A 17773-nucleotide genomic window follows, 5' to 3' on the forward strand; every position below is an offset into this window, starting at 1 on the left:
GGGCGACGGGCAGTCGGCCCTGTCGGCCCCGTCAGCCGGCCGTCGCCGTGGTGACCACCAGCGGCGGCCGCTCCCGCTCCCCCGCCCACGCACGGCCGCGGGCGAACTCCGGGTCGGCGACGGTCAGGGCCTCGTCCACGGTGGGGCGCTGCTGGGTGACGTCCCGGAAGCCGGCCCGCTCCAGCAGGCCGGGCAGGAAGCCGACGGGCCAGGCGTGGTTGTGCACGTCCTGCCAGGTGCCGTCCGTACGCCGCAGCCGTACGGTCAGCCGGTCACCGGGTCCGTACTCCTCGCCCGGACCGCCCCCGATCCGCAGCGAGGCGTACTCGATGCCGGTGCAGGCCGGGTCGGTGGTGAGCAGGACGAGCGGGGCGCCGGGCCGCAGCAGCCGGTGGATCTCGGTGAACACGGCGAGGACCGCCTCCTGCGTCGGCACCGAGGCGAGGACGTGGTTGCACATCACGGCGTCCGCGCGGCCGTCCGCCAGGCCGGTCACCCGCCCGTTCTCGACCAGGTGGAACTCTGCAACGGCCGGGGCCGTTCGGCGGGCCAGTTCCAGCATCTCGGGGGAGGTGTCCACGCCCAGCACCCGGGCCTGGAGCCGGCGGGCGGCGGCGTCCGCCACCTGGCCCGGACCGCAGCCGTAGTCCACCAGCACGTCGCCGGGGCCGATCCGGTGGGACAGCGTACGGAAGACGAACGGATACCCGAGCAGCCAGTCGGTGGCCGCCTCCACCGCGGCGAACGCCTGCGCGCCCGCACGGCCGGACCAGGTGCCGCCTGCACCGCCGGTGCTGCCTGCACCGCCGTCGGCCTGTCCGGATTCCCGTGCCCCGTCACTCACCCTCCCACTATCGACCCGCCCCGCCCGCGGTCAGGCCGAGGCGCGCCGGACGAGGAGGGTGGGCGTGATCAGGGGGGTGGCGGGTGGCGCGTCCTGGGCGGACGCCGGCGCGGGAGCGGCCAGGGTGTCGAGGAGGAGGCGGGCCATGTGGCCGCCCATGCCCTCGACGTCCTGGCGGACGGTGGTCAGGGGCGGGTCGGTGGCGGTCGCGACGCCCTCGGTGTCGTCGAACCCGACCACGGCCACGTCCCCCGGGACGGTACGGCCGTGCTCGCGCAGGGCGCGGATCGCGCCGGAGGCCATCAGGTCGTTGGCGGCGAAGACGGCGTCGGGGCCGGCGTCGGGGGCGGGGCCGGGGCGGTCGGCGAGGAGCCGCCGCATGGCGGCCAGCCCGCCCTCGACGGTGAAGTCGCCGGGTGCGACCCGTTCGGGCATGCCCGGCGGGAGCGCGTCGCGGTATCCGGCCAGGCGGTCGGCGGCCGAGGTCTGGTCCTGCGGGCCGGCGAGGTGGGCGATGCGGCGCCGGCCGAGCCCGAGCAGGTGGCGGACGGCCGCCCGGGCGCCCGCCCGGTTGTCGGCGTCGACGTACAGCGGGGCCGGGCCGGGTGCGGACCAGTGGGGCCGGCCGCCGTAGACCGCGGGCAGCCCGGTGCGCGCGATCATGCCGGGGAGCGGGCCGCCGGCGTGGAGGGAGAAGGCGAGCACGCCGTCGACGTGCCCGCCGGCCAGGAAGCGGCTGATCCGGGCGTGGTCGTCGGGTCCTTCCGCGAGGAGCAGGACGAGTTGGGTGTCGCGGGCGGCCAGGTCCCGGCCGATGCCGCGCAGTTGGCGGGAGAAGAAGGGGTCGGAGAAGACCCGGCTGCCCGGCTCGTCGATGATCACGGCGACGGCACCGGTGCGCCGCGTGACGAGGGTCCGGGCGGCCGGGTTGGGTACGTAGCCCAGCTCGGCGACGACGGCCCGGACCCGGTCCGCGACGCTCCCGCGGACTCCCGCGCCGCCGTTGACGACGCGGGAGACCGTGGCCCGGGACACACCGGCCCGGGCCGCGACCGCTTCGAGGGTGGGCCGGCTCACGTCGTCAGCCTCCTGGGTCGGTCCGTGTCCTGAGTCAGTGCCCTGGGCCAGTGGGTCAGTGTCCTGGGCCGGCGCGTCAGTGTCCCGGGCCAGTCTCCCGGGTCAGTGTCCGAACGTGAACCAGTTGAGGTTCACGAAGTCGGCCGGCTGGCCGCTGGCGAAGGTCAGGTAGACGTCGTGCACCCCGGTGACGGCGGAGATGTTGGCCGGCACGGTCCGCCAGCTCTGCCAGCCGCCCGTGCCGGCGACGGAGAAGCTGCCGACGGGGGCGCTGGTACGGGAGTCGATCCGCACCTCGACCAGACCGCTGACCCCGCCGGCCGCGCCGCTGGCGACCCGGCCGAGGAACTGGGTGGCGGGCGTGCCGCCGAAGTCGACGCCCCGGTACAGGGCCCAGTCGCCGTTCGCGACGGCGGCGATGTTGCGGCCTCCGCCGGTGTCGCCCGTCGCCTCGGTGGCCAGCCCGGACTGGCCGTCGTAGGTCTCGGCCTGGACGGCGGCGTAGGCGTCGCGGGTGCCGCCCGGCGGCGGGGTGGTGGGGGTGGTGGGCGGCGGGGTGGTGGTGCCGCCCCGCTGGAGGACGGTCACGTAGTCCACGACCATGGGGTGGCCCGGGACGGTGCCCGCGTCGGGGCCGCCGCCGAAGGCGTCGGGGAAGCCACCGCCCATGGCCACGTTCAGGATCAGGAAGTAGCCGTGCCCGGTGGCCTCGGCCCAGGTCGAGGCGGGTACCTGGGTCTCGCGGACGGTGTGGAACACCGCGCCGTCCAGCAGGAAGCGCATCTCCTGCGGGCTGGTGCCGCGGTCCCATTCGACGGCGTACGTGTGGAAGCCCGCCTGGCAGGACACCGGGGCGCAGACCCGGCTGCCGCCGATGCCGGAGGTCTCGTTGCAGGGGCCGCCGGGGCTAGTGCCGCAGTGCATGGTGGCCCAGACCTGGTTGATGCCCTGGACGTTCTCCAGGATGTCGAGCTCGCCGATGCCCGGCCAGTTCCACCAGTTGCCCCGGTAGGGCGCGCCGAGCATCCAGAACGCCGGCCAGTACCCCTTGGCGGCCGGGCCGGTCACGTCGGGCATCTGTATGCGCGCCTCGACGCGCAGGGTGCCGCCGGCCGGGGGCTGGAAGTCGGAGCGGCGGGTCTCCACCCGGCCGGAGGTCCAGTTGCCCGCCCCGTCCCGCTGCGGCGTGATGCGCAGGTGGCCGGCTCCGTCGAGGGAGACGTTCGCGGTGGAGGAGGTCATGGTCTCGATCTCGCCGGTGCCGAAGCGGGCGGGGCCGCCGGGGTAGCTGGTGCCGGTGGTGTACTGCCAGTCGGCGGTGTCCACGCCCGTGCCGGCGGGCCCGTCGAAGTCGTCGAGGAACACGGTCGTCCAGCCGGGCTCGGGGGCGGGGGCCGAGGCGCGGGCGGGATGGGAGTCCGAGGCGAGGGCCGCGCCGGCGGCGAGGAGCAGCGCTCCGGCGGCGAGGGCGGTACGGCGTAACGGGCCGCGGCGCACGCGGATGTCGCTCATGGGCACCTCTCACGATGGGGGGAGGGAAGTGCGATGGACGGACTGAGAGCGCTCTCAGGGCTGCGCGACCACTGTGCGCGCCCGGCCTGCCGTACGGCAAGAGTTGAACACAGAGATTCCCGTGGGGCGTTGATGCCTTCACGTTTGCGGGGTCGAGGATCACCCGTGCCGGACGGGCCAGGGAATGTCGGTGGCCACTGCGGCGGTGTAGTCGACGCCCGGCACGGAGAATCCGTACAGGCGTTGGACCTCGGCGTGGAACCAGTCGAGGTCGGCGAGGCCGGCGACGGTGTCGGTCGTGGCGGCCTCCCAGCGTTCGGCGACGGCCGCCTGGACGTCGTCGTCAAGTTCCCAGGCGTCCAGGCGGATCCGGCCTTCGGCGTCCAGGGCGAGCGGCGCGGCACCGGTGAGCTGGTCCCACAGGGCGGCGAGTTGCTGAACCGGCGGGACGAGGGCCTCGCCGAGGACGCCGCGCAGCAGGCCGGTGTAGAGGGCGATGCCGGGGATGGCGGTGGAGGACTGGGTGACGGCGGCGCCGTTGACGGAGGTCACGGCCCGCCCGCCCACCGTCCTGGCGAGCCGCTCGTCCAGGGTGCGGGCGGTGGCCTCCAGGTGGGCCTTGGCCGCACCGATGGTGCCCTGCCGGTAGATCGCCGCTGTCAGGGGCGATCCGATGTACGACAGTGCGGCGGTGGCGAAGCCCTCGCCGAGCAGCCCCCGGCCGGCCAGGTGGTCGATCCAGCGCTCCCAGTCCACACCGCCCATCACGGCCACGGTCTGCTCGACGTCATCGCCTTCGGCCGGCCCGGTCTCGACCTCGCGGACCTCGGGAACGCCCTGGTCGTCGAAGACAAGGGTCTTGGTGCGGTTCGCCCGGCCGATCGGCTTGAGGACGGAGGCGTACGTGGTGCCGGTGTCCGGGTCGGTTCGCCGGGGCGCGGCCACCGAGTAGATCAGGTAGTCCAGGCTGCCGCCGAAACGCTGCTCGACGATGTCGGCGACCTGGTTCTTCATCGTGTCGGAGAACGCGTCGCCGTTGAGGAGGACCAGGTCCCGTCCGGCGGTACGGGCGATGTCGGCGGTGGCGGCGGTGCGGTACCAGCCGGCCGTGGCGGTACGCCGTTCGGTGGGGCCCTTCTCGAAGGAGACCGCGATGCCGCGGATGCCGGCGCGCTTGAGTCCGGCGACCGTAGCGGCCAGGCCGTATCCGGCCGAGGAGCCGATGATCAGAGCCACCGGCCCGGCACCCTCCGGGGCGTCGGCAGGGCCGGGGCATGCCTGCCACATGTCGGCCACCAGCCGCTCGCAGCCCGCCGGGTGGGAGTCGAGGAAGAGGAAGCCCCGGTTGCGGGGGATGAGAACGCGCTCGCTCACGCTGGCACTCCTTGGGTCGACCGAGCAGAGGACACGGCAGCCGGCCGGGCCGCCGCGTCCTGCAAGTCTGCGACGGTCCGGACACGGACAGCGGCCCCGCCAGGGACAAGGATCACGAGTCGATCTTGGAGAGTTCTGCTACTTCCAGCAGCGGTGAGACGCACGACGGAGGCTGCCTACAGGCCGAGTCCGAAGTGGCGGCCCGGGGAGTCCAGTTGTGATCTCCCCACAAGGGGCGGGCGCGATTTCCGGCGTAGGTGCTGCTCGTGACCAGCTGCACGTCCTGCCAAGAATGATCACGACCGGTGACCGGACCGGACTCGGCATCGTTTACGGGGGAAGTACATGCACGGTGGATACTCGGTCTTCGCAGGGACCATGGCCGACCTCACATACCCGCAGGTGGAGGCGGCGGCAGCCGCCGGCGCCTGTGTCCTGCTGCCCACAGGTGTCATCGAGCAGCACGGCCCGCACCTGCCGCTGGGCACCGACGCGTACGGCGCCTACCAGCTGTGCCGGATGGTGAAGGACGAGCTCGACCGGCACCGGATACCGGCGCTGATCGCCCCACCTGTGTTCTGGGGGATCAACCAGGTTTCCGGTGCCTTCGCCGGGACGTTCCGCACGCGGCCCGAGACCGCGGCGGCACTGCACTTCGACATCATGGAATCCCTCGCCACGGACGGGTTCCAGCACATCTTCGTGATCAACCATCAGGGCGACATCGCTCACAATCGGATGCTCCTCGACGTCGTGACGCGCCGACACGAGGAGGGCAGCACCGGAGTCGTCCTCATCGAGCCCGACTTCATCGCCGACCGCCTGGGCGAGGCGGCGAAGACACCCGCTCTGGCCACGTTCGCCATGCAGCCGCTGTTCGAGGGCCTGGAGCTGACCGGTGAACTCGGTGTCCATGCCGAAGAGATCGAGAGCGCGCTGATGATGCGCTGGTTCCCCGAGCTCGTCGACCATGACGCCATGACCCGACTTCAGCCGACGGGCCTCGGGCCGCAGGACCTGGCCGAATGGCGAAAGGGCGGCGAACACGCCCGCAGAGTGACGCCGCAGGGCTACTTCGGCGCACCCAGCCCCCGCGACCCCTTCCTGTGGCGCTTCTACCAGCGCATGGCCCATGCCATGGCCGATACCGTCACCAGCTCGCTCACCGGCCGGGCAGGGGGCGTGCAGGATGCGGCTTCGGGATCAGTTCACTGACCGCCTCCGGCGCACGGTCCGACAGGGAACAGGGATGGCTCTCAACCCCCGTGTCGAAGGGAGTCGGCCGGGCGCGGCCCCCGGGGTCGAAGGTGTCGGCCGGCCGGGCGGGGCCGGGTCAGCGGGCCGCGGGCGGGCGCTCCCACAGGGCCGCCAGGTGGGTGTGCAGGACGTCCTGCGCCTGTCGGGGGGTGAGGTGGCCGATGAGCACGTGGGCCGTGAGGCCGTCCGCCAAGGCGAGCAGGGTGCGGGCGGTCGTCCGCGGGTCGGCGGGTGAGGCACCGTCACCGGCCGGGTCGGCGGGTGAGGCGCCGTCGCCCGTCGGGCCGGCCGCAGCGGCCGCGCCGGTTGCGGGTTCCTCGCCGCCCGGCCCGCAGGCTTCCGCCACGAGCCGGGTGAACGCCCCTTCCAGGTCGGCGTAGTCGGCCCGCAGCGCGCGGGCGAGCGGTTCGCTGACGACTGCCTGCGCGACGAAGGCGAGCCAGACCCGGGCCTCTGCGCGGTGCTCCTCCCGCAGGAGGGCGACCTCGGCGGTCGCGTGCCCCAGGGCGGTACGCGCCGACTGGGCGGGGCCGGCGACCAGGCGGGTCCGTACACGCTCGGTGATCCGGTCGCCGACGTGGGTGAGTGCGAAGAGGAGCATCTCCTCCTTGGTGCGGAAGCACCGCTGCACGGCCCCCATCGACACCTCGGCCCGGGCGGCGACGTCGCGCAGGGTCACCCCCTCCAGTCCGCGTTCGTCGGCGAGGGCGCAGACGGCCTCGGCGACGATCCGCCGCCGGCTCTCGTGGTCCACCTGTCTGGGCATGCCGCACTTCCCTCTGCCGTTCCGCCGTTTCCGATCGCACGGAGTTTATTCGATGCGACCGCATCGGTTCCGGGATACCGTACCGATGCGAGCGCATCACAACGTGGGGTGTGCGGAGACGACAGACACAATCCGAAGAAAGGGGCAGGCCCGTGCAGGACGCCCTGTGGAGCATGCCGGCCACCGGTCAGGCGGCCGCGGTACGCGCCGGCGAGGTCAGCGCCGTCGAACTTCTCGACAGCCATCTGGACCGCATCGCCGGGGTCAACCCGCAGGTCAACGCGGTCACCCAGCTCCTCGCCGAGCGCGCCCGGGAGGCGGCGGCGCGGACGGACCGCGCGCGGGCGGCCGGCGAGGCGCTCGGACCCCTCGCCGGCGTGCCGTTCACGGTGAAGGAGACCACCGCGATCGAGGGCGTCGCGACCACGTACGGAACCCCGCGGTTCCGCGATCTCGTGGCGCCGGCGGACGCGCCCCCGGTGGCCCGGCTGCGTGCGGCGGGGGCCGTGCCGATCGGGCACAGCAACCTGCCCACGCTCGTCCTGGCGGGGATGCACACGCGCAGCGAGCTGTACGGCGACACGGTCAACCCGTGGGACCCCGGCCGCACCCCGGGCGGCACCAGCGGGGGCGACGCGGTGGCCGTCGCCACCGGCATGGCGGCGCTCGGCCTCGGCAACGACTCCGGCGGATCGGTACGCATCCCGGCGCAGTTCTGCGGTGTGGCCGCACTGAAGCCGTCCACGGGGCGGTTCCCGGCGGACCACCGGGTCCTCGGCCCGGACGACCCGGGCCCGGCCTCGCAGTTCCTGGTCACCGACGGGCCGCTGGCGCGGACCGTGGGCGATCTGCGGCTGGCGTACGAGGTGTTGGCGGGGGCGGATCCGCGCGACCCCCGGGCCGTGCCGGTGCCCGCGTACGGCCCGCCGCTGCCCGGGCCGGTCACGGTCGCGCTCGTGGCGGACCCGGGCGGGCACGGTGTCCACCCCGCGGTGCGCGGGGCGCTTCGGACCGCCGCCGAGGCGCTGCGCGACGCCGGCTACGACGTACGCGAAGTGGCCGACGTACCGCGGCTGGACGAGGCGCTGGAGGTGTACGGGCGGATCACCGTGACCGAGTTCGCCCCGACCTGGCCGGTGGTGCGCACGCTGCTCGGGGAGGGCGGGGACCGGTACATCGCGATGGCCATGGAACGGACGCCGCCCGCGGACGCGGCCGAGTTCATGAAGCTGACCGGCGCCTGGCTGGGCATCCGCCGGTCCTGGGCGGAGTTCCTGGACGACTACCCGCTGGTGCTGGGCCCGGTGTTCGGCGAGCCGCCGGTGGAGCCGGGGCTGGAGTCGCGGGACGCGGCGGGCCGGGACCGGGTCGCGTCGGGGATGCGCCTGTGCACCGCGACCAGCTTCGTGGGCGTGCCGGCGGTGGCGGTGCCGACCGGGGTGGTCGACGGCCTCCCCTGCGGGGTGCAGCTCGTCGGGCGCGCGTTCCGCGAGGACCTGTGCCTGGACGCGGCCCAGGCGATCGAGGACCGGCTCGGCGTGCTCACCCCGCTCGACCCGCGGCCGGCCGGGCGTGACGGCGTACGGGGCGAGAACGGCTGACGGTGACCACCGGCCTGGAGCAGGGGGCCGGGCGCACCGGGCGGCGCGGCGGCGTAGGCTCGGCGGATGGCGAAGTACTTCGACATCCACCCCGAGAGCCCGCAGCGCCGCACCATCGGCACGGTGGCGGACAGCATCCGCTCCGGCGCGCTCATCGCGTACCCGACGGACTCCTGTTTCGCGTTGGGCTGCCAGCTGGGCAACCGGGAGGGGCTCGGCCGGATCCGGTCGATCCGCGATCTCGACCACCGGCACCACTTCACCCTGGTGTGCGAGAACTTCGCGCAGCTGGGCCGGTTCGTGTACGTGGACAACGACGTGTTCCGGGCCGTCAAGGCGGCGACCCCGGGGCCGTACACGTTCATCCTGCGCGCCACGTCGGAGGTGCCGCGCCAGCTGATGCACCCGAAGAAGAAGACTGTCGGGGTGCGGATCCCGGACCACGTGGTCACCCAGGCGCTGCTCGCCGAGCTCGGTGAGCCGCTGCTGTCGAGCACCCTGCTGCTGCCGGGCGAGGACGAGCCGCTGACGCAGGGCTGGGAGATCAAGGAACGGCTCGACCATGTGGTGGACGCCGTACTCGACTCGGGTGACTGCGGCACCCGGCCGACCACGGTCATCGACTTCTCCAGTGGTGAGGCCGAGATCGTGCGCCGGGGGGCGGGTGACACCGCGCGGTTCGAGTAGCCGCAGCGTGGGGGGCGTCAGGACGTGTCCGGCGCGCCGTGCGTGCGGCGGCCGTCGCCGCCCCTACGCTCGGGCCATGGCAGACACCTTCGAACACGCCCCCCAGGTGTGGACCGCCGCCCGGCTGCGCAGCGCGCTCGACGGCCTTCCCGACGACACCCCGATCCATGTCGGCGTGGCGGACGGACCCGGCAACTTCGACGGCTACGAGGAGCTCGTGCTGGTCAGCGCGGAGCCGGTGGAGACGGAACCGGACGAGGAGGGCGGCACGCCCACCGTGCAGTTCACCCTGTTCGCCGACGCCCAGGCCGGCGTGTACTACCTCGACATGGACTGACACCCGGCCGCCACCTCCGGCGGCCACCACCTCCGGCCGCCCGTCTCCGGCCGCCACCGCCTCCGGCCGCCCGTCTCCGGCCGCACCACCCCCCTCCTGGCACGCCCTGATCACCCCATCGGTGCCCCCGCCTCGCGCGGGCCCGGGTGATCGCACAGGGTGAAGATCACCGGCAGCTCGGCCCGCTCCCGTGGCGCCGCCCGAGCGCCGGACGCCCCAGCCCCCTTGCCTGGAGGACCCGATGGAGACCCCGCCCTCCCTCCGCCATCCCGCCCGCCGGACCGTCGTACGGGCCGGGGCCTGCGCCGCGGCCGCCCTCGCCGCCGGCGCCGCCCCGGCGCACGACGCGGTCGCGGTCCCGGCCGTCCCCACGAACCCGCAGGCACCCGTGGCGCCCGTGGCGCCCCGCGGCCCGGCGGCGGACCTGCCCCTGCGGACCGACACCAGCACCCAGGGCGACATCCTCGCGGGCTTCCGCAAGGACCATGTCTGCCTGCTCTTCGTGCACTTCCGCCACCCCGGCAACGCCCGTCGCTGGCTGGGCCGGCTCGTGCCCGAACTCGCCACCACCGACGAGGTCGCCCGCTTCAACGCCGAGTTCAGCAAGGCGCGCCGGATGCGCCGCGGCGTCGACCCGACCACCATGTCCGTGCTGTGGGCGGGCTTCAGCCTGACCCATGCGGGCCTGGGCCTGCTCGCCGGGAAGGACCCGTTCCCCGCCGTCCCGCCCGGCAGTACGGCCGAGGCCTTCGCCGAGGGCGCCGCCACCCGCGCCGAACAGCTCGGCGACACGGGCCCCAGCGCCCCCGACTCCTGGCTGTTCGGGGCCTCCGAGGACGAGGTCCACGCCGTCCTGACCCTGGCCGGTGACGACGCCCGGAGGCTGGCCGAGGCGGTCGACCGCCACCGCTCCGCCCTCGAACAGGCCGATGCCGCCGTGCTCTTCCAGCAGGACGGCGCGACCCTGCCCGGCGCGCTGCGCGGACACGAGCACTTCGGCTTCCTCGACGCCATCAGCCAGCCGGGCGTACGCGGCTTCGACGCGCCCGACCCGGCCACGGCCGGTACGACGGTGCTGGGCAGACCGGGCACCCGCCTGGTGCCGGCCGGGGAGTTCCTGGTCGGGCAGGAGCGGGTGGGCGGGCGCCCCGCCGGGCTGCCGGCCTGGGCCACGGGCGGCTCGTTCCACGTCGTACGCCGCCTCGCCCAGGACGTCGCGGGCTGGTGGGACCAGCTCGGTGAGTGCCTCGACCGGCTGAAGCGGTCCGGGGCGGCGCCCGCCGACGCGAACCCGACCTGGCTGGCCGCCCGTATGGTCGGCCGCTGGCCCGGCGGGGCGCCCGTGGCCACCTGCCCGGCCGCCGAACGACTGCCCCTGCCCGGCGAGGACATCGACGGCCCGCTCGACTTCCGCAACGACCCGCAGGGCTGGACCACGCCCCTCTTCTCCCACATCCGCAAGAGCAACCCGCGGGCCGGGCTCTCGCTCGCCCCGGGCCGGCCGCCGCTGCCCGCCGCCGACCTCGACGCGCGCCGCATCATCCGGCGGGGCACCCCCTTCGGCGCGCCGCTGGGGCGCGCCGCCGACGGCACCGTACGACCGGCCGCCTCCGACGAGGCGGACACGCCGCGCGGGCTGATCTTCGTCAGCCACCAGGCCGACCTGGTCGAGCAGTTCGAGTTCGTCGTCCGCAGGTGGAGCAACGAGCGGGACTTCCCGCCGGCCCGCAACCCCGTGCCGGGCGCCGACCCCGTCATCGGACCCGACTCGCCGGCGGCGTTCGAGTCCCCCGGCGCGGACGGCGGCAGCCGGGCGACCACCCTGTCCTTCCACCAGTTCGTCCGCACCGAGGGCGCCGTCTACGCCTTCACGCCGTCCCTGCCCACCCTGCGGGACCTCGCGAAGGGCAGGCTCGACGATGCCGTCGAGGTCCACGCCGGGACGGTGCTGCGCCCCGGCGACACCCTCGACGCGGGCGCGGTGCGGCTGCACTTCGACAGCAGCGGGGACCTCGTCCTCCAGGACGACGAGGGCCGCCCGCGCTGGACGAGCCGGACCGCCGGCAGCGGTGCCGACGCCCACTTCTCCGCCGACGGCCTGCTCACCGTCCGCACCTCCGCGGGCAGGACGGCCTGGTCGTCGGGCACGGGCGGCCACCGCGGCGCCCGGTTCCTGATCCGCCCGACGGGTGAGGCGGTGATCGTCGAGGGCAACCGCACCCTGTGGCGGGCCGGCCGGACGCAGCGCCGGCGCTGACGCCGCCTGCCGGCAGCCGTCGCTCAGGCCGGGTCCGTCGCGGGCGCGTCCGCGGGGCGGCTGCCGGGGTGCGGCGCGTCCAGGGGGAGCAGGCCGGGGCGTTTGGGGGTGCGGCCGTCGCCGGAGGAGGTGCCGCGGAGGCGGCGGACCAGCCAGGGGCCCAGGAAGGAGGCCGCCCACCGGAGTTCGTCGGCGGCCGCCGTGGGCCACCCGGGCCGGGCGGCGGGTGCGGGCAGGGGGCGCGTCCAGGAGTCGTCGCTGCCGGGCAGGCCGACGGCGTGCGCGACGGCGTCGGCGATGCGCTGGTGGCCGAGCGGGGACGCGTGCAGCCGGTCCGGGCTCCACAGGCGGGGGTCGGTGACCACGGCGTGCGGGTGGGTGTCGGCGACGACGACTCCGTACCGGTCGGCCGCGCGGCGGATCCGCTCGTTGAGGGCCGTGACGCGGGGGCCGAGCGGGCGGGCCAGCGGCGTGATCCGCCCGACGTCGGGGAAGGTCACCGTGGCGACCAGGGCGCCCTGCTCGGTGAGCGCGGCGAACACGGCCTCCAGGTGCCCGGCGACCTCGTCCGCGTCGAACGAGGGCCGCAGCAGGTCGTTGACCCCGGCGACGACGGTGGCCAGGTCGGGGCGCAGGGCCAGGGCGGGGGCCAGCTGTTCGGCGCGGACCTCCGCGGCGCGGCGGCCGCGGACGGCGAGGTTGGCGTACGCGAGCGAGGGCTCGCACGCCGCGAGCCGTTCGGCGAAGCGGTCGGCCCAGCCCCGCAGCCCCACGGTGTCGTCGCCGTCGCCGACGCCCTCGGTCTGGCTGTCGCCGAGGGCGACGTACCGCCGGAACCGCGTGTCAGGACCGGGCACGGGCCGCCTGCCTCTGCTCCAGGACCTCGGCCGTACGCCGGCACCAGTCGCGGTTGCCCTGCTCGTAGGTGATACCGCCCAAGCAGGTCAGGTACGGGCCGATGCGCTCGCCGTGCAGCAGGAACTCCTCCTCGTCGCGCTCGCCGCGCATCCGCAGCAGCAGCTGGCCGAACAGGTCGAGCTTGGCCTGAGCGAAGGCGGCGCGCTCGGTCAGCTGCTCGATGAGGTGCCCGGTGTCGACGTGGTCGGCCGCCTGGATCTTGACGAGCAGGTCGTCGCGCAGGAAGGACGGCTTGGAGGCCGCCTCCGTGAACCGCTCCAGCTCGGCCAGTCCGGCGTCGGTGACCCGGAACAGGCGCTTGGTGGGCCGGGTGTCCTGGACCACGTCGCGGCCCTCGATCATCCCGGCCTTCTCCAGCTTGGCCAGCTCGGCGTAGAGCTGCTGGGGCAGCGCGTGCCAGAAGTTGGCCACTCCGAGGTCGAACGCCTTGGCCAGCTGATATCCGCTCAGCTCGTGGTCGAGCAGCGCCGCCAGTACGGCGTGTCTCAAGGCCATCGGGTCGTCCCTTCCGTCGCCTCGTCCGCGTTCTCGTCGGTCTTCTCGTCCATGGACACGGTCTCCACCATACTCAATAATCTGACTAATCAGATGGATGACTATGACTATGACCATGGAGGGCGACAGCCATGACCACAGCAGAGCGATTCCGTGCCGCCGTCGACAGCCGTGACCTCGCCGCCATGGCGGCCCTGGTCACCGACGACGTACGGCTCTACAGCCCGCTGAAGTTCCGGCCGTTCGAGGGGAAGCCGATGGTGACGGGCCTGTTCGGGGTGCTGCTGCGCACGTTCGAGGACTTCCGCTACACCGGCCACCACGACGGCGTGTGCGAGACGGGCGCCGACGGCACCGAGACGCCGTCGGCGGTCCTGACCTTCCGGGCGACCGTGGGCGGCAAGCAGATCCACGGCATCGACCTGCTGCACTTCGACGGGGACGGCAAGGTGAAGGAGCTGTCGGTGATGGTCCGGCCGCTGTCGGCCGTCCAGGCCCTCGGCGAGGCGGTCCTGGCGGGCCTGGTCGCCGACGGCCTCGTCCCGGCCCCCGCCGGGACGGCGCCGCTCGACTGAGCTGCCGCCCGGCCGGACACGGGAACCCTCGCGCGGTCGCGGGCGTCGTGTGGAGTGCAAGGGGACGGCGTCGTGCTCCGGCTGCGCGGGGCGGGTGGATCCGGGGGCATCGGCCGGCGGCAGCGGAGTGGGACGGCGTGGTGGCAGGCGACGTGGTGGAACGGGCACGGGGCGGACGGCGCCCGACGGCGGGCACCGGGACGGCCGCCCGGCGCTGGTGGCGGTGGGACCGGGGCGCCGCGTGGCTCACGGGGGCGGGTGCGGCGGTCGCCGGGCTGGTCGGGTTCCACTTCGCCGTGCCCAACCGGCCCGGCCGGCTCGGCAGCCTGCTGGAGGCGTTCCTGCCCTGGCTGGGCCTGGCCGTTCCCGTGCTGTGCGGACTCGCCCTGCTGCGCCGCTCGGCCGCCGCGCTGGTGGCCGCGCTGCTGTCCGCCGCCGCCTGGGCGGCCCAGTTCGGCGGGCTGCTGCTCGCCGGGGACCGCGGCCCGCACGACCTGGTCGTGGTCCAGCACAACGTCAGCGACGAGAACCCCGACCCGGCCGGCACCGCCCGGGCGCTGGCCGCGGCCGGGCCCGAGCTCATCGCCCTGGAGGAGCTGACGCCGTCCGCGCTCCCGGCGTACGCCGCGGCCCTGGCCCCGCGCTATCCCCACCACGCGGTGGAGGGCACCGTCGGGCTCTGGTCGAAGCACCCGCTGGCGGAGGTCCGCCGGGTGGACATCAGGCCCAGGGGCATCGGGGAGGAGTGGAGCCGCGGGCTGCGGGCCGGCGTGCGCACCCCGCGGGGCGAGATCGCGGTCTACGTCGCCCACCTGCCCTCGGTGCGCATCGGGCCGAGCGGCTTCGGCTCCGGCCGGCGGGACGAGAGCGCCGCGCTGCTGGGGGCGGCCGTGGCCGGGGAGCGGCTCGGCAAGGTGATCCTGCTGGGCGACCTCAACAGCACGGTGGACGACCGGGGCCTGTCCCCGCTGACCTCGCGGATGGCCGTCCCGGAACGCGGCTTCGCCTTCAGCTGGCCCGCGTCCTTCCCGGTCTCCCGGATCGACCAGGTCCTGGTCCGCTCGGGAACCGTGCCCGAGATCACCGCCCTGCCGGCCACCGGCAGCGACCACCTGCCGGTCGCCGCCCGCGTCCGCTTCTGAGCGGGGTCACGAGAACGGCGCCCTCGCACGGGCCGGCATGGCCCGGCATGGCCCGGCATGGCCCGACGCGGCCCGCCCCGGGTCAGTCTGCCGCCCCGCCGCCCCTGGCGTGGATGTCGAACAGCGCGCCGTCCGGGTCGCGCAGGGTCACCGACCGTCCGCCGTCCTGCGGCCCCGCCTCCCGTACGACCCGCCCGCCCAGGGCGGTCGCGGCCTCCAGGGCCGGCGCCAGGTCGGGCACCGCGAAGTGGACGTGCCAGCGCGGCCGGCGTACCGGTTCGGCCGACGCCTCCTCCACCGGGCCGCTGTCCAGCCGGGCCACCGCCTCCCCGGCGTGCCGGAGCACGACCTGCTCGTTCTCGTAGGAGACCTCGCAGCAGCCGGGCCGGCCGGACGCCCACTCCAGGACCTCGCCGTAGAACACGGCGGCGTCGAACGCGTCGCGCGTGCGCAGTTCCAGCCAGGCCGGCGCCCTGCCTTCCCCGACCCGCCAGTCGGAGAGGATCCGGCCCTGCCACACGCCGAACACCGCGCCCTGCGGGTCCGCGGCCAGCGCCCCGCGGCCGGCCTGTTCGAAGGAGACCGGGCCGACCGCGACCGTGCCGATGCGCTCGCGGATCCGGGAGACCGCCACGTCCACGTCCTCGACCGCGAAGTACGGCGTCCAGGACACGGCCAGCGACAGGTCCCCGGCGAGTGCGCCGATGCCCGCGACCGGAACCCCCTCCAGCTCCGCCACCCGGAAGGCCTCGCCCAGCCGGGTCCCGCGGAAGGTCCAGCCCAGCACCGCGCCGTAGAAGCGCTGCGCGCTGTCGAGGTCGCGGGTCATCAGGCTCACCCAGCACGGTGCCCCGAACACGTCGCCCGAGGACATCTCCGCCGCCATGCCGCTCCCTCCGCCGTTCGGATGCTCGGTTCCCGCCGGGTGGACCCGGCAGGCGGTCACGGACCGTGGTCGGGGCGCGCGGTGTGGTCCCGCATGGCGCGCTCGAAGGAGGCCATGCAGAGCCCGCAGTGCTCGTCGGGGTCGACGGCCGGGGCGGCGTCGTGGAGCGGCTGCCCGCACAGCGCGGTCGCTGCGTCCTTCGCCTTCACGTGCCAGCTGATACCGGTGCCGGCCGGGCCGGCTCGCATTTCGTACATCGCTGCCTCCACGCATGAGGTCGGCGGCCTGCCGTGTCCATGGAAGCGGCAGAGCTTCCTCCGCGGTGGGTGCTGGTGCGCCGTTCGGGTGATGTCCGCGGCGGCGTCCGGCGGCTCACCCGGGTCTCAGGGCCTGCCAGATCCGGTCCGGCAGCACCCGCTCGGCCTCGGCCAGGTCCAGGTCGTAGGTGTCGGACAGCCAGCGGCGGGCCGCCTCGCAGGCCGGGCCGATGACGAGCACCTCGACCAGCGCCGCCGGCACGGGCGCGATCTCCCCCTTCTCCATCCGGGGCCGCATCCACTCGATCACGGGCGCCAGCTTGGCCTCCTTCACCGCCCGGATCTCCTTGGCGTGCAGGGCGAGGTAGCCGGAGTACGCCGAGGCGTGCAGGAAGAGGGCCGCGTCGCGGTGCTCCTCGGTGAAGCGCAGGTACGCCTTGACCAGCGCCCGGATGCCGGTACGGGCGGTGCGGCTGCGCCGCAGCGCCTCCACCATGTCGTCGAACAGCCGGCCCATGCAGCGGATGTAGAGGGCTGCGGCGACCCCGTCGAAGCTGCCGAAGTGGTGGTAGAGGCTGCCCAGGCTCACTCCGCTCGCCGCGGTGACGGCGTTGACGGTGAAACCCTGCTGGCCCTGTTCGGCGTAGACGCGCAGCGCGGTGGTCAGGATCAGTTCGACGGTGGCCTCGCCACGCTGTTGCTTCACCATGGGCGTCAGCCTAGAACACGATCCGACCAGCGCCGATTTCCGGAAACTCGCCCTGTACCGGCGGGAGTTCGCAGGTCGCGGCGGCACGGGTGGCGGCCGCTGCGCGGGCCCCGGCGGAAACTCGCGCGACCACCCGCCCGGCTCCGGCTTACCCTCACCCCCATGCCCCGTGCCACCGTCACCGCCTTCCTGTCCGGCTTCTCCCGCCGCCAGGCCCTCCGTACGATCGAGCTGCCGGGCGGATTCGCCGCGCTGGACGACGCGTACCCCCTGTCGTACGCGGACAACCAGGTCTTCATCGACGGCCCCACCGATCCGGCAGGCCTGCCCGGCCTGGTGGACCGGGCGCTGGCCCCTCTGCCGCACCGCATGGTGACCGTGCTGGACGAGGACATGGGCGAGGCCTGTGCGCCGTACCTGACGGCCGCGGGGTACGTGCACAACATCTACGTGGTCATGCTGCACGAGGCCCCGGTGCCGCCCGCGGCCCCCACAGCCGCGCCGGCCCCGCTGTCCGATTTCCGTACCGCGCTCGCGCGGCGCTGGCGGGGGTTCGTACCCGACGCCGGCGAGGAGGTGATCCGCCAGCTCGTGGACCGCCGCGAGAACCGCCGGCGCGGGGCCGACGTCGTGCACTTCGTCACCGCGCGCACCGCGGCCGGCGAGCCCGCGGCCTGGGCCGACGTGTACGCCGATCCGGCCGCGGGAGTCGCGCAGATCGAGGACCTCGTCACCGCCGAGGAGCACCTCGGCCGCGGCCACGGGACGGCCGTCCTGCACTCGGCCCTGCACCTGGCGGCCGACTGCCCGACCCGCTTCCTGATCGCCGACTCCGACGACTGGCCGCGGCACTGGTACGCCCGGCAGGGCTTCACCGTGATCGGCCGGATGCACCACTTCGAGCGGGTGTAGCCGGGCGTGGTGGCGCCGCCCGTGCGAGGGCGGCGCCACCACGCCGGTTGCCGGGCACGCCCGGGACGAGCCTGAGCAAGGCATACAGCCGGTCGGCCCGTTTGAAGTCGTCGGTACCGCGGCGCCAGGCCCCCCGGGCATTCCGATGCGCCCGGTCGAACTCCCTC

18 protein-coding genes are annotated in these 17773 nt (G+C 74.6%); 8 read left to right on the plus strand and 10 right to left on the minus strand.

Translation table 11 applies throughout. The annotated features are described in order from the left end of the window. Nucleotides 1–31: 31 nt before the first annotated feature. The 4 genes from GPJ59_RS20750 to fabV form a co-directional block, all read right to left on the minus strand. Complete coding sequence (locus tag GPJ59_RS20750) at nucleotides 32–844, minus strand: class I SAM-dependent methyltransferase (protein ID WP_308120396.1); 813 nt, start codon at nucleotides 842–844, stop codon at nucleotides 32–34. Between the two features lie 30 nt (nucleotides 845–874). Next, the gene (locus tag GPJ59_RS20755; RefSeq protein ID WP_308120397.1) at nucleotides 875–1921 is read right to left on the minus strand and encodes a LacI family DNA-binding transcriptional regulator; all 1047 of its coding nucleotides are present in this window, start codon (nucleotides 1919–1921) and stop codon (nucleotides 875–877) included. A 102-nt stretch (nucleotides 1922–2023) separates the two neighbouring features. Then, nucleotides 2024–3433: a glycoside hydrolase family 16 protein gene (locus GPJ59_RS20760; protein WP_219668726.1), complete on the minus strand. Its 1410-nt coding sequence runs from the start codon at nucleotides 3431–3433 to the stop codon at nucleotides 2024–2026. A gap of 159 nt (nucleotides 3434–3592) precedes the next feature. After that, nucleotides 3593–4807 carry an enoyl-[acyl-carrier-protein] reductase FabV gene (gene fabV, locus GPJ59_RS20765; protein ID WP_219668727.1) on the minus strand — a complete coding sequence of 405 codons (1215 nt, stop codon included), beginning with the start codon at nucleotides 4805–4807 and terminating at the stop codon, nucleotides 3593–3595. A gap of 378 nt (nucleotides 4808–5185) precedes the next feature. Here fabV and GPJ59_RS20770 point away from each other — a divergent pair, with 378 nt between their 5' ends. Continuing rightward, nucleotides 5186–6022, plus strand: coding sequence for a creatininase family protein (locus tag GPJ59_RS20770; protein ID WP_219668728.1), 837 nt, complete (start codon nucleotides 5186–5188; stop codon nucleotides 6020–6022). Nucleotides 6023–6140: 118 nt separating this feature from the next. Here the strand turns inward: GPJ59_RS20770 and GPJ59_RS20775 are convergent, their stop codons facing one another. Beyond that, nucleotides 6141–6830, minus strand: coding sequence for a TetR/AcrR family transcriptional regulator (locus tag GPJ59_RS20775; protein WP_219668729.1), 690 nt, complete (start codon nucleotides 6828–6830; stop codon nucleotides 6141–6143). Between the two features lie 152 nt (nucleotides 6831–6982). Between GPJ59_RS20775 and GPJ59_RS20780 the strand changes: the two genes are divergently transcribed. From GPJ59_RS20780 to GPJ59_RS20795, 4 genes are all read left to right on the plus strand, one after another. After that, nucleotides 6983–8431, plus strand: coding sequence for an amidase (locus tag GPJ59_RS20780; protein ID WP_308120398.1), 1449 nt, complete (start codon nucleotides 6983–6985; stop codon nucleotides 8429–8431). Nucleotides 8432–8497: 66 nt separating this feature from the next. After that, entirely contained in the window at nucleotides 8498–9118 is a 621-nt protein-coding gene (locus GPJ59_RS20785) for an L-threonylcarbamoyladenylate synthase (RefSeq protein WP_219668730.1), read from the plus strand. Nucleotides 9119–9194: 76 nt separating this feature from the next. Beyond that, the gene (locus tag GPJ59_RS20790; protein ID WP_219668731.1) at nucleotides 9195–9455 is read left to right on the plus strand and encodes a DUF6225 family protein; all 261 of its coding nucleotides are present in this window, start codon (nucleotides 9195–9197) and stop codon (nucleotides 9453–9455) included. Nucleotides 9456–9696: 241 nt separating this feature from the next. Continuing rightward, on the plus strand, nucleotides 9697–11712 hold the full coding sequence (locus tag GPJ59_RS20795; RefSeq protein ID WP_219668732.1) for a peroxidase: 2016 nt from the start codon (nucleotides 9697–9699) through the stop codon (nucleotides 11710–11712). 23 nt (nucleotides 11713–11735) lie between these two features. On the opposite strand, the gene GPJ59_RS20800 is transcribed toward GPJ59_RS20795, so the two are convergent. Both GPJ59_RS20800 and GPJ59_RS20805 read right to left on the minus strand, forming a co-directional pair. Beyond that, the gene (locus GPJ59_RS20800) at nucleotides 11736–12569 is read right to left on the minus strand and encodes an SGNH/GDSL hydrolase family protein (protein WP_219668733.1); all 834 of its coding nucleotides are present in this window, start codon (nucleotides 12567–12569) and stop codon (nucleotides 11736–11738) included. Further along, entirely contained in the window at nucleotides 12556–13125 is a 570-nt protein-coding gene (locus GPJ59_RS20805; RefSeq protein WP_219668734.1) for a PadR family transcriptional regulator, read from the minus strand. Before GPJ59_RS20805 ends, GPJ59_RS20800 begins: the two co-directional genes overlap by 14 nt. Before the next feature lie 131 nt (nucleotides 13126–13256). On the opposite strand from GPJ59_RS20805, the gene GPJ59_RS20810 reads away from it, so the two are divergent. Both GPJ59_RS20810 and GPJ59_RS20815 read left to right on the plus strand, forming a co-directional pair. After that, nucleotides 13257–13700, plus strand: a complete 444-nt coding sequence (locus GPJ59_RS20810; protein WP_219668735.1) for a nuclear transport factor 2 family protein — start codon at nucleotides 13257–13259, stop codon at nucleotides 13698–13700. A gap of 275 nt (nucleotides 13701–13975) precedes the next feature. After that, nucleotides 13976–14842, plus strand: coding sequence for an endonuclease/exonuclease/phosphatase family protein (locus tag GPJ59_RS20815; RefSeq protein WP_258024686.1), 867 nt, complete (start codon nucleotides 13976–13978; stop codon nucleotides 14840–14842). Nucleotides 14843–14924: 82 nt separating this feature from the next. Here the strand turns inward: GPJ59_RS20815 and GPJ59_RS20820 are convergent, their stop codons facing one another. From GPJ59_RS20820 to GPJ59_RS20830, 3 genes are all read right to left on the minus strand, one after another. Further along, entirely contained in the window at nucleotides 14925–15728 is an 804-nt protein-coding gene (locus GPJ59_RS20820; protein ID WP_258024684.1) for a VOC family protein, read from the minus strand. Between the two features lie 56 nt (nucleotides 15729–15784). Continuing rightward, complete coding sequence (locus tag GPJ59_RS20825; RefSeq protein ID WP_219668736.1) at nucleotides 15785–15985, minus strand: hypothetical protein; 201 nt, start codon at nucleotides 15983–15985, stop codon at nucleotides 15785–15787. Between the two features lie 115 nt (nucleotides 15986–16100). Beyond that, a complete protein-coding gene (locus GPJ59_RS20830; protein ID WP_374200877.1) occupies nucleotides 16101–16694 on the minus strand; it encodes a TetR/AcrR family transcriptional regulator in 594 nt (197 codons plus the stop codon). A gap of 162 nt (nucleotides 16695–16856) precedes the next feature. Here GPJ59_RS20830 and GPJ59_RS20835 point away from each other — a divergent pair, with 162 nt between their 5' ends. Then, nucleotides 16857–17606, plus strand: coding sequence for a GNAT family N-acetyltransferase (locus tag GPJ59_RS20835; RefSeq protein ID WP_219668737.1), 750 nt, complete (start codon nucleotides 16857–16859; stop codon nucleotides 17604–17606). Nucleotides 17607–17773: the final 167 nt, after the last annotated feature.

Origin of the sequence: Streptomyces bambusae (genome assembly GCF_019400985.1) — a bacterium.
Classification (GTDB): Bacteria; Actinomycetota; Actinomycetes; order Streptomycetales; family Streptomycetaceae; genus Streptomyces; species Streptomyces bambusae_A.

Excerpts from the sequence above, each read along its gene's own strand:
- GPJ59_RS20810 (WP_219668735.1), top strand. The coding sequence starts at position 13,257 with ATGACCACAGCAGAGCGATTCCGTGCCGCCGTCGACAGCCGTGACCTC.
- GPJ59_RS20805 (WP_219668734.1), bottom strand. The coding sequence starts at position 13,125 with ATGGCCTTGAGACACGCCGTACTGGCGGCGCTGCTCGACCACGAGCTG.
- GPJ59_RS20795 (WP_219668732.1), top strand. The coding sequence starts at position 9,697 with ATGGAGACCCCGCCCTCCCTCCGCCATCCCGCCCGCCGGACCGTCGTA.
- GPJ59_RS20820 (WP_258024684.1), bottom strand. The coding sequence starts at position 15,728 with ATGGCGGCGGAGATGTCCTCGGGCGACGTGTTCGGGGCACCGTGCTGG.
- GPJ59_RS20770 (WP_219668728.1), top strand. The coding sequence starts at position 5,186 with ATGGCCGACCTCACATACCCGCAGGTGGAGGCGGCGGCAGCCGCCGGC.
- GPJ59_RS20790 (WP_219668731.1), top strand. The coding sequence starts at position 9,195 with ATGGCAGACACCTTCGAACACGCCCCCCAGGTGTGGACCGCCGCCCGG.
- GPJ59_RS20760 (WP_219668726.1), bottom strand. The coding sequence starts at position 3,433 with ATGAGCGACATCCGCGTGCGCCGCGGCCCGTTACGCCGTACCGCCCTC.
- GPJ59_RS20785 (WP_219668730.1), top strand. The coding sequence starts at position 8,498 with ATGGCGAAGTACTTCGACATCCACCCCGAGAGCCCGCAGCGCCGCACC.
- GPJ59_RS20830 (WP_374200877.1), bottom strand. The coding sequence starts at position 16,694 with ATGGTGAAGCAACAGCGTGGCGAGGCCACCGTCGAACTGATCCTGACC.
- GPJ59_RS20835 (WP_219668737.1), top strand. The coding sequence starts at position 16,857 with ATGCCCCGTGCCACCGTCACCGCCTTCCTGTCCGGCTTCTCCCGCCGC.
- GPJ59_RS20775 (WP_219668729.1), bottom strand. The coding sequence starts at position 6,830 with ATGCCCAGACAGGTGGACCACGAGAGCCGGCGGCGGATCGTCGCCGAG.
- GPJ59_RS20825 (WP_219668736.1), bottom strand. The coding sequence starts at position 15,985 with ATGTACGAAATGCGAGCCGGCCCGGCCGGCACCGGTATCAGCTGGCAC.